General features: G+C 35.3%; 13 protein-coding genes. 12 read left to right on the top strand and 1 reads right to left on the bottom strand.

Annotation, left to right across the window (positions count from 1 at the left end):
- Positions 1-231 precede the first annotated feature (231 nt).
- The 3 genes from MHB48_RS17045 to MHB48_RS17035 all read left to right on the top strand — a co-directional run bounded on the left by MHB48_RS17045 (position 232) and on the right by MHB48_RS17035 (position 3,718).
- Positions 232-939, top strand: a complete 708-nt coding sequence (locus MHB48_RS17045) for a SprT family zinc-dependent metalloprotease (RefSeq protein WP_342601416.1) — start codon at positions 232-234, stop codon at positions 937-939.
- A 500-nt stretch (positions 940-1,439) separates the two neighbouring features.
- Positions 1,440-2,717, top strand: a complete 1,278-nt coding sequence (locus MHB48_RS17040) for an MFS transporter (protein ID WP_342599087.1) — start codon at positions 1,440-1,442, stop codon at positions 2,715-2,717.
- Positions 2,718-2,986: 269 nt separating this feature from the next.
- Positions 2,987-3,718 carry an alpha/beta hydrolase gene (locus MHB48_RS17035; protein WP_342599086.1) on the top strand — a complete coding sequence of 244 codons (732 nt, stop codon included), beginning with the start codon at positions 2,987-2,989 and terminating at the stop codon, positions 3,716-3,718.
- Positions 3,719-3,892: 174 nt separating this feature from the next.
- On the opposite strand, the gene MHB48_RS17030 is transcribed toward MHB48_RS17035, so the two are convergent.
- Positions 3,893-4,030, bottom strand: a complete 138-nt coding sequence (locus MHB48_RS17030; RefSeq protein WP_340923508.1) for a hypothetical protein — start codon at positions 4,028-4,030, stop codon at positions 3,893-3,895.
- A 1,453-nt stretch (positions 4,031-5,483) separates the two neighbouring features.
- On the opposite strand from MHB48_RS17030, the gene MHB48_RS17025 reads away from it, so the two are divergent.
- From MHB48_RS17025 to MHB48_RS16985, 9 genes are all read left to right on the top strand, one after another.
- Positions 5,484-5,906 carry an SRPBCC family protein gene (locus MHB48_RS17025; protein ID WP_342599085.1) on the top strand — a complete coding sequence of 141 codons (423 nt, stop codon included), beginning with the start codon at positions 5,484-5,486 and terminating at the stop codon, positions 5,904-5,906.
- Between the two features lie 79 nt (positions 5,907-5,985).
- On the top strand, positions 5,986-6,090 hold the full coding sequence (locus tag MHB48_RS17020; protein WP_342599084.1) for an aminoglycoside 6-adenylyltransferase: 105 nt from the start codon (positions 5,986-5,988) through the stop codon (positions 6,088-6,090).
- On the top strand, positions 6,065-6,328 hold the full coding sequence (locus MHB48_RS17015; protein WP_342599083.1) for an aminoglycoside 6-adenylyltransferase: 264 nt from the start codon (positions 6,065-6,067) through the stop codon (positions 6,326-6,328). The genes MHB48_RS17020 and MHB48_RS17015 overlap by 26 nt, the downstream gene beginning before the upstream one ends.
- A 336-nt stretch (positions 6,329-6,664) precedes the next feature.
- Positions 6,665-7,507, top strand: a complete 843-nt coding sequence (locus tag MHB48_RS17010) for a phosphate ABC transporter substrate-binding protein (protein WP_342599082.1) — start codon at positions 6,665-6,667, stop codon at positions 7,505-7,507.
- A 58-nt stretch (positions 7,508-7,565) separates the two neighbouring features.
- Entirely contained in the window at positions 7,566-8,480 is a 915-nt protein-coding gene (gene pstC, locus MHB48_RS17005; RefSeq protein ID WP_342599081.1) for a phosphate ABC transporter permease subunit PstC, read from the top strand.
- A 1-nt stretch (position 8,481) separates the two neighbouring features.
- Positions 8,482-9,309, top strand: coding sequence for a phosphate ABC transporter permease PstA (pstA, locus tag MHB48_RS17000; RefSeq protein WP_342599080.1), 828 nt, complete (start codon positions 8,482-8,484; stop codon positions 9,307-9,309).
- Between the two features lie 83 nt (positions 9,310-9,392).
- Entirely contained in the window at positions 9,393-10,163 is a 771-nt protein-coding gene (pstB, locus tag MHB48_RS16995; RefSeq protein WP_342601415.1) for a phosphate ABC transporter ATP-binding protein PstB, read from the top strand.
- 222 nt (positions 10,164-10,385) lie between these two features.
- The gene (gene phoU, locus MHB48_RS16990) at positions 10,386-11,045 is read left to right on the top strand and encodes a phosphate signaling complex protein PhoU (protein WP_342599079.1); all 660 of its coding nucleotides are present in this window, start codon (positions 10,386-10,388) and stop codon (positions 11,043-11,045) included.
- A 480-nt stretch (positions 11,046-11,525) separates the two neighbouring features.
- Positions 11,526-12,398 (top strand): YitT family protein, encoded by an 873-nt coding sequence (locus tag MHB48_RS16985; protein ID WP_342599078.1) that lies wholly within the window; start codon positions 11,526-11,528, stop codon positions 12,396-12,398.
- Positions 12,399-12,736: the final 338 nt, after the last annotated feature.

Raw genomic sequence — 12,736 nt, 5'->3', positions numbered from 1 at the left:
TTAAAGAAACTGTGAAAGAGTGTAGCGAGTTCATATCGGAACACTTTTAATAGAGTAATAAAGAAGTGGTAGAATGAGATTATTATTGCTCTTTTACCGCTTTTTAGTCTACATTTAGTTAATTCATGGATTGAATATGTCTGTCCTTGTTAAGTGCGACTAGAAATTTTTCAGAAGGATAAATGCTAAAATACAGAAAATATGGGCATTAAAGGTCCAACAGGTGATGAAATGATACATAACTACTCAGGTGAGACAATACAATTTCAAATAACATACAAAAAGCGGACAACCATAGGCATTACTATGGATCACTATGGAAATATTGAAGTGCTCGCACCGAAAGGAACGCCCGACGAAAGCGTGATTCAATTATTAGAGGACAAATGGGAACTCATTCAGCAAAAATCAAAAGAACAGAAGGATAGACTACTTGGGCCACAGAAGAAGGTCTACGAACATGGTGAGAGCTTTCTTTATTTAGGAAACACATATCCTATAAGAATTTATCATGATATCAATATCACGCAAGACCATGTGGTGTTTGAAGGAGATAAGTTACTTATATATGTGAAGCAGCTAGATGATGAAAAAATAAAACAAGCTCTAAAACGTTTCTATTACAAGCAGTGTAAAGCTTTAGTTGAGAAGAGTATATCCTCCTATCAAAGCAACTATAAAGTAAAGCCACGTTCTATCCGTATTACTGATAGCAAAAGTAACTGGGGAACCTGTGATTCAAAGCTGCAGTTAACATTTAATTGGAGGCTGGCAATGGCACCTCTTAAGGTAATCGAGTACGTAGTCGTTCACGAAATGTGTCATATGGTCCATCTGAATCACGACCGATCCTATTGGCGCCTTGTAGGAAAAATAATGCCCGATTATAAGGAACAGGAAAAATGGTTAGAGTTATCAAGCTGGAAAATGACTATTTAGCAGAACCATCATAAAGGAAGACTCCAGTGCAAAGGGATATTCTACACTTAGTTGGGCAATAAAGTTAAGGGCAAGTAGAATAATAGATAACAAGTAAGGAGAATATATTCGAGAAATCGTCGGGTATAGCGTCGTTGAGAAAAAAGACGCCGCTCTAGTTCAACGTGCCTTCGCTTCTGTTAAGTATCCATTTGAACATGTGAAAGTCTTTCACACCGACCGTGGGTCTGAATTCAAGAACGTTGGAATAGATGAATTATTAAGTAAGTACAAGATTAAACGTTCAAGGGTAACCCTTATGATAATGCTGTGGCAGAGCGACATTTAAGATCTTAAAAATAGAACTCATCAACGGATCGCACTACCCTACTCTTGAAATTGAATTTATCTAACTAAAAACATTTCCAACCCAATTCAAATCATAAAACAATTTTGAAAAACAGGTTTACCGTTACATGAAATTCATATATATAGATAAAAGCTAATAGGAGTAGAAATCATTGGACAAACAAAATAGCAGATACAGATGGGTTGTATTTGTTACTGTAATGTTTACTTATTTGTTAATGGCGAGCCAACGAACCGCTCCAGGATTGATTACAGACCAATTGATGAGGGATTTTAATGTAACAGCATCAACGATTGGGTTATTGACGAGTATACAATTTTTGGTATACACGAGTTTGCAAATTCCGATGGGAATTTTGGCTGATCGTTATGGGCCAAACTTTTTTCTAATTATCGGTGCCACACTTACGGGGTTAGGTACAATCATTTATAGTCTTGGTACAGTTGAATTCGTCCTGTTTTTTGCCAGAATACTAACAGGGATAGGGGATGCGACCATATGGGTTAATATGGTGCTAATTTTGGCCCAATGGTTTCATACAAAGGAATTTGTTCGATTAATTGGCCTAGCGGGCATGACAGGAAGTCTTGGTTTCTTATTGGCGACAGTCCCTTTCTCCACATGGATAACTTTAGTTGGTTGGAGGGCAGCATTTTTCTCAGCAGGGCTACTATTATGTTTATGTGGCTTTCTCCTTTATTTTGTACTTGTAAAAAAAGCGAAACGAATCTTTTTGGCTGAACCGGTAGTTGTAACAGAAGAAGTACAACGTGAAAAAACAAAAGATTTACTACGAAGAATATTTTCAAATCGGCAAGCATGGGCTCTATTCTTTTGTCATTTTGGAGTAGTCGGAGGTTATGTGGGGTTTATCAGTTCTTGGGCAGTACCATATGGGATGAATATGTATGAAATGACACGCTCAGATGCAAGCCAGATGATTATGATCGGTGTTATCGGGGCACTTATTGGAGCTCCTCTAACTAGTTGGATTTCAAGTCGGTTAGAAACAATAAAAAGACCATATATTGTCGTTCATATCACTGTTTTATTGGGGTGGTTTACTTTCCTTTTATTTAATGGGCATCCATCATTTTTCTTGCTAATTATTCTATTCTTTATCATTGGCTTTGGATATGGGGCGAGTGCGTTAACCTTCGCAGCTGTACGTCAATCTTTCCCTATAAAAGAATCTGGCATTGTTTCTGGGGTTGCGAATACGGGTGGCTTTCTAAGTGCTGTCTTGCTACCAATCATTTTTGGATATATATTGGATCATTTTCAAGCTACTTCAGGTAATCAAGCTGATGGGTACTACTATGGTTTCATCACGCCAGTTATCTTCTCCATAATTGGCTTGATTGGAGTGATTTCATATAAGGAAAAGCGTCAGGTAACAGGAGATAAAGCAAATACCCGCATGTCTTAACTAGCATAATTAAATAGAAATATTTCTTGAACGGGAGCAATTGTTGAAATGTATTTTTTAGAAAATAAAATGCATGATTCTTAGTTGACCAATCCTTTTTGCATTAACTCACCAAAACCTCTTTGTTGCCACATACACCCCATACATTGCGAAGCTGTTGCGTGGTTGGAGTTAGAATAATGAAAAAGAACGAATTCCCGTTGGAGGAATTCTTTCTTTTTTTCTTTTTCAATTAATGGGTATAGTAAAGATAAAAGGAGGAAACTAACATGTTGCATTATACAAGAAAAGGAAAAGGCGAAACTCTTGTGTTGGTTCATGGTTTCTTAGGAGCAATGGAGATTTTTGATGATATATACGAGAGTTTAACCAATCAATTTGACGTGATTACGGTAGACTTGCCAGGGCATGGTCTAAGTAAGTTAGAGAAATCAAGTTATTCCGTTTACGATTATGCGAAGGCTGTTGCAGATGTCCTACAACATGAGGGGATTACAGAGGCAACGTGGCTGGGTCATTCTTTAGGAGGCTATATTGTATTAGCGGCACTCGAAGAAAAAATTGCTCCAATAAAACGAGTGATTTTAGCGTATTCTTCCGATTTGTCTGATACGGAGGAACAGAAAGAAAAACGTACGAAGCAACAACAACAAATTCCTGAAATTGGGGTAAAAAGCTTTGTCAATCAACTGATTGGTGCCTTTTTTAGTGACAACGCAAAGGAAGAAACAATTGATTTTGCCAAGAAAATCGCATATCGTGCTTCAGAGGCTGGCCTTATTACCGCGCTTGAGGCAATGAAGCATCGACCAAATCAGCATCACCTTGTTGAAGAAACAACCACGCCAATATTAGTGATTGAAGGTTCAAACGACAAAATTGTCAAACCAATAGAAACAAAAAATCCAATTGTACAGAAAATGAATACGAAAACAGGTCATCTTGGTATGCTAGAAGATTCGGAAGCATTTATCAAGGCAGTACATCAGTTCATGTCTTAAATAAAGTAATTCATTTGTATACAATACGGAACGTAGAAAAAGTACTTTAATAGATAAACCCACCAACACCCCATGTGTTACAACATAAACACGACACATTGCGAAGCGATTGCTTGGTTGATGTTAGTATAAATAAAAGCCTTAGTTCTAATAAGATAGAACTAAGGCTTTTATTTATGTCCCTTTATGTTTAGTAACTTCTTGTTGCTTGTTATTATGAATCACTTGATTTAACTCTTTTGAATACTCTTCGCGCACTTTAGGCTCTTTTTTTCCCTTTTTGAAGCCAGGTTCACTTTTCTTTGGCATCATTTTTCACCTCCGTTTTTTACTGCGAAAAAATTGACTATAGAGTCTAATCTAATGTGCGCAAAATCTTATGTTTTATTCCAAAATAGATGGTTGAAGTTGTGATAATCTCTCCCTACCTCACATTAACGTTGTAACGTACACTTTGGACATTGCAAAGCGGTCATCGTGTATTTTACTAACTTAAAATTAATTTAGCAGCACAAGAAGAACCGCCCACATAAAATGAACGGTTCTTTAAGATATTAATCAATAAGTATTAAATTATTAATTCAAGCTTAGTTGAAATTGTAGTTAATTAATAAACCTGTTCTACTCAGTCCATAATTTTGTTGAAATTAGGATTGCTAAAAATAGAAAGAAATCAGGGGGTAAGTTGAAAAAGAAGGAATGATTTTATTAAAAAACAGGGGTTGGAAGTTAATGAATAAATATGGTGCAAGTTATGAAAGTTGAAATTGAAAATAGTATGATTGAACTTAATGTCCAGTATGGAAATAGGAAGAAGTTAACCATACATATAGATTCGTTGGGTTTCATAACTATTAAAGTCCCAAAAGACACAAGTAAAGTCTGACACAGGGTACGTTAATAATACGTATTATTCACACATTCAATTTTCATCTGCAATGCACATCTAACTAAATCCTTTTCACTGTGCTCGTATCCTCCGTGTTCCTTAGTTGTTTGCATAGATTATAGAAAGGGGAAAAGTTGTATTTATTGTCCTCTTTGATTAATTTATAGCGGGGAGGAATGGACATGCTGTTTTTTGGAAATGAAATACAGAAAGTAAGCAAAAAAGTGGGGCCGTCGGGATGGAGTACTATGCGATTACAAGACCCACGCATAAATGGACAATTGCGGAAGGATCAGATAGCCCGGGAGAAGGAGGCTAAGGAAGTAGAGAATCGTAGAAATCGCTCATTGTACGGAGATTACTGATTAGGATAAAAGACGTTGCTTCACCGGGAAAGGTGTGGTTACGTCTTTTTATTTTATGAATTTGAATCTATCATATTTGTTGGGGTATCCGTACAATTACAAAAGAAGAAATGCAACATAGTATTACATAAAATACTGGGAGGTCATACTTTTGTTACTTTACTTTTGAAATGTATAATCTAACTAACATATTTATATAAATTAGGAGCTGAATTATGATGTACAAAAACTCATCGGATGATATTTCTTCGGATATGTTAGATGGTAATATAAAATAAGTATAAGCTAAAAACTTAATGGTTTGCTTAGTATCAATTAAATAATTGTTGTTCACCAATGCGGGCACAAGATGTGTAAAGTGCTAGCCTTGGTTGATATTTGGTTGTAGGTTAAGGTACCATCAACCTCCACTAATTTGTTATCATTTAATTGATTTCGGATAAACTAAGAAGGAATAATTGATAAAAGCAGCGAACCTTAAGAGACAAGCTTAGAAAAAGGAGCCTAAAAAATGGAAACGAATAATAACGCATTAACGGTTGAAGCAATTGTGCATGCACCTGTTGAAAAGGTATGGGAGTATTGGACATTGCCGGAACATATAACGAAATGGAATAGTCCCTCTGAAGATTGGCATACGCCATCCGCTGAAAATGATTTAAGGGTCGGCGGAAAATTTGTTTCTAGAATGGAAGCGAAGGATGGAAGCTTTGGTTTTGATTTTGGTGGCATTTATGATGAAGTCCGTACGCGTGATTTCATTTCATATACATTAGAAGATGGAAGAAAAGTTGAAATCACTTTTATACCCCAAGAAAACGACACGAAGGTGGTAGAAGTTTTCGACCCTGAAACCATTAATCCGGTTGAGATGCAGCAAGAAGGATGGCAGGCGATTTTAAACAATTTCAAAAAGTATGCGGAGCAACAGTAATTTATAAAAGGTGCCTGGTTTAATACAATTCATAATTGTATTAGAACCGGGCACCTTTCATTTTAGGAGGGGAATTATCATGAGAACATCAAAAGAAATGTTTGAATTAGTTTTGAGTTATGCAGAGAGTGATGAAAGAGTTCGTGCAGTTGGATTAAATGGTTCACAGACGAAAATACAGTAAATATTTGGAGAAATATATTTCGGAAAAGTGTTGGCATGAGCTGCTTTCCACTTATGTTGGTGGAAGTTATGATGATGTATGGAGAGCATTGTTTGCAATGGTTAATCTATTTCGAAACACAGCCATATTTGTCGCTGATAGATTAGGATTTGAATATACAACAGTAGAGGATGAAAGAGTTACTATATACTTAGAACATATAAAACACTTATTTATTCAAAGTGATTTGAATCACTAGAAAATTATATGTAAATGTAAAAAGCCCGAAGATTCAAAGTTGAATTTTCGAGCTTTTTATTATTAAGTCGATTTTATTAATTAATAAGAAACAAAATAAACAACTTAGAATGATTGTGAAATAAATGGAAAGTATTATAATTTCAATTTCAACTCATCCTATGTTATCTTGTCTAGCACCTATTCTTAACAATTTTTAACATAAAACATCTTGTTTTTAACGAAATTTACAAAACCTTTACAAATGACGTGTCGAAAATTTACACTATGCAATTATTCTAGTATTAGACAAAATACGTCATAGAAAAGTTCCTAACATATTTCTTGGAGGTAAGAAATGATCAGTTTGAAAAAAGTAAAAATGGGATTATTAATGCTGTCTCTACTTACTGTACTATCAGCATGTACAAGCAATGATGATAATAGCACACAAGCGTCAAAAGGTAGTAACGCTACAGTGTCTATTTCAGGATCAACATCTGTAGGGCCGCTTGCTGAAAAATTAGCGCACAAATATTCAGAGCAAGATAATACGAATATTGAAATAAATCAAATTGGTTCTTCTGCGGGTATTACCAATGCAATCAGTGGCGTGTCTGAAATCGGTATGTCTTCACGTGATTTAAAGGAAGAAGAAAAAGCAAGTGGATTGAATGAGGTAGTTATTGCTTACGATGGAATTGTAGTAGTGACTCATCCAACTAACAAAGTAAAAGATCTTACGATGGAGCAAATAAAGCAGATTTTTACTGGTGAAGTGACAAACTGGAAAGAACTTGGTGGAGATGATATGGAAATCGTTGTTGTCTCTCGTGAGGATGGTTCAGGTTCACGTGATGCTTTTCAAGAAATTGTAGACTACAGCTCGGGTGAATTAGTAAGAAGTGCAATTATCGCAAGTGGTAACGGTAATATTAAAACAACTGTTGCGAACAATAAACATGCAGTGGGCTTTATTTCATTTGAATATATCGATGAATCAATTTCCACAATCGATATTAATGGCGTAGAAGCAAATGCAGAAAATGTTCTAAAAAAAGAATACAGTTTGTCTAGACCATTCTTATTTGTATATAAAGAAGGTCAATTAACAGATGCTGGACAACGATTTATAGATTTTATCTTAAGCGAAGATGGACAACTCATTGCAGCAGAAGCAGGAGCAATCCCTGTAAAATAAAAGATTCTTAAAGGAAGACAACAACATAATTTTGAACGTAATTTTGGAGGAATAAAGAGTGTCTATCCCAACAACTAACAAGCAGGCCGTAGAAATAGGTAAAGCAAATAAAAGGAAGTATATGTTAGAGAAGGTGTCTTCAAGAATTTTCTTGATTTGTGCACTTCTTTCAGTAATCAGTTTATTGTTAATCATTGGATTTGTATTTTATAAAGGAGCTCATCCCTTTGTAGCAGAGGGCTATAGCTTTATAGACTTTATTTTTGGTACGGATTGGGTACCGAGTGAAGATAAATTCGGTATATTCCCAATGATTGTTGCATCCATTTATGCAACAATTGGAGCATTAATTATTGGGGTTCCTATTGGCTTATTTACAGCTATTTTCTTAGCAGAAATTGCCTCTAAAAGGGTAGCTAAAATTATTTCACCAGCAATTCAGTTGCTAGCGGGTATCCCATCTGTATTATATGGTGTATTTGGACTTGCAATCATTGTTCCATTTTTACAAAATAATTTAGGTTTAGTGAAAGGACAAAGCTTAATAGCTGTTATTCTTGTGCTAGCAATTATGATGTTACCAACAATTGTGACTGTAGCAGAGACAGCGATTCGTGCTGTCCCCCAAACATATCGTGAAGGATCATTAGCTCTTGGAGTATCCCAAATTGGAACAATTTTTAAAGTCATTGTACCAGCAGCTAAATCAGGTATTATGACGGCAATCGTATTAGGTTTAGGTAGAGCAATTGGGGAAACGATGGCAGTTATCTTAGTAGCTGGTAATAGTTTAATCGTCCCAACGAGCCTAACAGATAGTGTTCGTCCACTAACGACAAATATTGCATTAGAAATGGGTTATGCATTCGGTACACATCAAGAAATGTTATTTGCAACGGGAATTGTTTTATTCTCATTTATATTAATTTTGAATTTTGTCTTAGCAAAAATAAGTGCGAAGGGTGGCAAATAAGATGAGACAATTTAAAGATAACTTGTTACGTGGACTTTTATGGTTATCAGCTTTCTTATCGGTTGCTGTCCTCGTCATGATTGTTGGATTTATCTTTTATAAAGGATTTAGTTTGATTAGTTTCGATTTCATTTTTGGCGATTATTCACCAACTGGAGGTGGTGGTATTTGGCCAATGATTGTAACAACTATCTACACAATCGTTATTTCATTAGTCATTGCAACACCAATTGGGATATTAGCTGCCGTTTACTTGCAAGAATATGCTAAACAAGGCAGATTAGTAAAAATCATACGTTTTGCAACAGAAAGTTTAACAGGGATTCCCTCGATTATTTATGGTCTGTTTGGAGCAGTATTCTTTGTAACAACCTTAAAGTTAGGTATGTCTATTATTGCTGCTTCCTTAACATTAACGATTATTGTTTTGCCTATAATAATCCGTACAACAGAAGAGGCATTAAAAACAGTACCGCCTTCGTATCGTGAAGGTTCATTAGCACTTGGAACAACTAAGCTACAAACCTTATATAAGGTGATTTTACCTAGCGCAATGCCGGGGATTTTATCTGGTATCATTCTCTCTATTGGACGAATTGTTGGTGAGTCAGCTGCAATCTTCTTAACTGCAGGAACTGTAGCTGCCATGCCAGAGAGTATCTTTTCATCAGCTAGAACTTTAACGGTTCATTCCTATTTAGTTACACAAGAATCTGGAGACATTGAACTTGCTGCTGCAGTTGGTATTGTCCTAATCGTAATTATTTTGGCAATCAATCTTTCAGCAACATATATATCGAAAAAATTAAACAAAGCAACCAACAAATAAGGAGTATGTCAATGAGTACATCAGTAATGGAACATGGTGAACTAACGACCAAACAAAATCAAGTAGGGAAGGTATTTTCGCATATGGAGCAACGTAAAGAAGGTACATCGAAAATTAATGTGAAGGATTTAAATTTATTCTATGGTGAGAAACAAGCGCTGTTCGGAGTCGATCTTGCTATACATGAAAAAGAGGTTACTGCTTTAATCGGTCCTTCAGGTTGTGGTAAATCAACTTTTTTACGAACAGTAAACCGTATGAATGATTTAATTGATGGCGTGAAAATTACAGGTGAAATTGTCATTGATCATGAAGACATTTATAAAACAAATGATGTAATCAAATTACGAACAAAAGTGGGAATGGTATTTCAAAAACCAAATTTATTCCCAATGAGTATTTATGACAATGTTGCTTATGGACCAAGAGGGCAAGGCATCAAAAATAAAAAAGAATTAAATAGAATTGTGGAAGAGAGTTTGCGCGGAGCAGCTATTTGGGACGAGGTAAAAGACCGTCTTAAAACATCAGCACTAGGTTTGTCTGGTGGTCAGCAACAACGTGTTTGTATTGCACGTGCGATTGCAATGAAACCAGATGTTATATTAATGGACGAGCCTACTTCCGCATTGGACCCAATTTCTACGTTAAAAGTAGAAGAACTAATCACAAACTTGAAAAAAGATTATACAATTGTTATTGTTACTCATAATATGCAACAAGCTGCGCGAATCTCTGATAAAACAGCGTTTTTCTTAAATGGAGAAATCGTTGAATACGATGATACAGATAAAATTTTCTCTACGCCACAGGATCAAAGAACAGAAGATTATGTAACAGGTCGATTCGGATAAAGTGAAACTTCAATCAATGGGGGTATTCTTCCCCCACTGATTGTTAGTTGAACCATTCGGGCTTTTTGGGGCAGTTGATCTCGCACTTACGCTTTTTTGTGTTTCAGCCTAGCCTAGAAGTGGGAGTCTTACGACGTACAGGACGTACTAGTGCCGATGTTGCCACAGGACGTGGCGATTTTAATCGGCAGCGCTTTAATGCGGGATAACAGGGGGTAACAAATGGTCATTCGTGAAAACTTCGAGAAAAATTTAAAGGAATTAAAAAGAAAAATCACCGAAATGGGTGAACTATCAATTATTGCCCTAGAAAGAGCTTTTAAAGCCTTGAAAACACAAGATGTTGAGATTGCTTTAAAGGTCATAGAGGGAGATACAGCTATTGATAATCTTGAAATGGAAATTAACCAGTTTGCAATCTGGCTTATGGCAAAAGAAGCACCTGTTTCAAGGGATTTACGTGAGATTATTGGTGTACTTAAAATTTCATCTGAAATTGAACGGGTTGCGGATTTCGCCGTAAATATTGCAAAAGCAACGATTAAGATTGGTAATACAAATTCTTTACTGGAGATTACACATTTAGAGAAGATGAAAGAAGTATCCATTGAAATGCTTCGAAAAGCACTACAATCTTTTTTAGAGGAAAATATTGTTCTTGCTAAAGAAGTTGGTGACTTAGAGGAAGAAGTGGATCAATATAATGGTGAAACATATAAAAAACTTACTACTTATCTAAGTGAACATCCAGAAGAAACAAATCAGCTTGTACAATTATTATTTGTAAATCGTTATCTTGAGAGAACAGCAGACCATATAACAAATATCGCTGAAAGTACAGCATATTTGATTAAAGGTCAAATATATGATTTCAATTCATAAAACTAAACTGATTTGTGAACAGATTACTTAGGAAACTGAATTGCTTATTAAAATGGTGATAACACAGTAGGCACTCTATGTGTAGATGCTTTTGGAGTACTTAGAACTGAACGAGTTCTACACCATTATCGAGATTTCTTGATGCGAAAGGGACGCGACAAAGTCGCATCCCTTTCGCATTTTTTCGATAATGCAAATTTTAATGGGGCAAATTGGATAATCAACGGCCGTGTAAAAATATCTAAGTATTTTGGAGGTTTGCCTATGAAAGCTATGGCACGTGCTTTAGAGAATAATACATACAGGAAAAAATGGATTACCTTTTTATTTTTGTTCTTTAGTTAGATAAGTTATACTTTTATAGCGATGAAGAACAAAATAGTAGAATTTATGAAGTATAAAAATCATTTGCAATGAGTGGTGTGGACTAAAAAATACATAGTAACAAAAAGAGAAATTAGTTTGAAACGGGGAATATAAATGAATAAAACTATAAAACAAAAACCAAATAAACTGAAGATACTTTCAAGAGTATTATTGATTATTATTGGGGCTTTTATAGCAGCATATGGATTAGAAGCAGTATTAATCCCAAATAACGTTTCAGATGGTGGAGTGACTGGTTTAAGTATCGTTGGCTCACAACTATTTGGATTACCATTAGGACTTCTAATTGCAGTCATTAACATCCCTTTTGTTTGGCTAGGATATAAGCAAATTGGTAAAAGTTTTGCTATTTATTCTGTTATAGGCATTGCATCATTAGCAGTCGGTACTATCGTTATGCACAAGGTACCAACGATTATTCATGGTGATACATTGTTAGTTACTGTTGTTGGCGGTATTATCATCGGTTTTGGTATGGGGTTAGCACTGCGTAATGGTGGCGCAATAGACGGGATTGATATGTTAGCTGTATTACTTTCTAAAAAATTACCTTTTGGGACAAGTGATTTAATATTGTTCTTAAATATGTTTGTCTTTATTGTTGTTTCAACAGTATTTGGTCTACAAGGGGCTATTCTTTCAGCAATCGCTTACTTTATTGCTTCTAAAGTAATTCACATTGTTGAAGAAGGTTTAAGTGGTTCTAAAACCTTTAAAATTATCACAAATCAACCCGAATTAATGATAGAAACAATTCGCGATAGATTAGGTCGTGGAGCAACATATAATGATGTTTACGGCGGTTATTCAAATGAACACTATAAGGAAATTACTTGTGTAATCAACCGTTTGGAAGAAAGTAAAATGAAAGAAATTATTAATGAAATTGATGCAAATGCCTTTGTTACGGTTTATGACGTAGCAGAAGTTAAAGGTGGTAATTTCAAAAAGAAAGATATTCATTAATCCTATACATAAATCCAACAGTGTTCAATGTGTTGCCATATACACTCTGCACATTACGAAGAGGTCGCATGGTTGGAGTTAGCATAATTATTCAAGAACGAATTCCGAATGGGGGAATAATTCGTTCTTTTTATTTGCGTGTAGCAGCAAGCTAGTTGAGGAAGAAAATAGGAAAAATATTTTTAGATGAAATGAACTTTGAATCCTAATCAATCCCTTTAAATGTGTCCAAAATGTGAAGTTGAATACGGTTAAAGTGCAAAAAAGTTCTTACATCATAGAAATTATTTTTGTTATATTAAAACAGACCGGTTGGTATGTTGGAGGTGTACTACGGC

Origin of the sequence: Psychrobacillus sp. FSL H8-0483 (genome assembly GCF_038637725.1) — a bacterium.
Taxonomy (GTDB): Bacteria; Bacillota; Bacilli; order Bacillales_A; family Planococcaceae; genus Psychrobacillus.
Note: the sequence above shows the minus strand (reverse complement) of the source record. Positions and strands in the feature narration are given on the sequence as shown.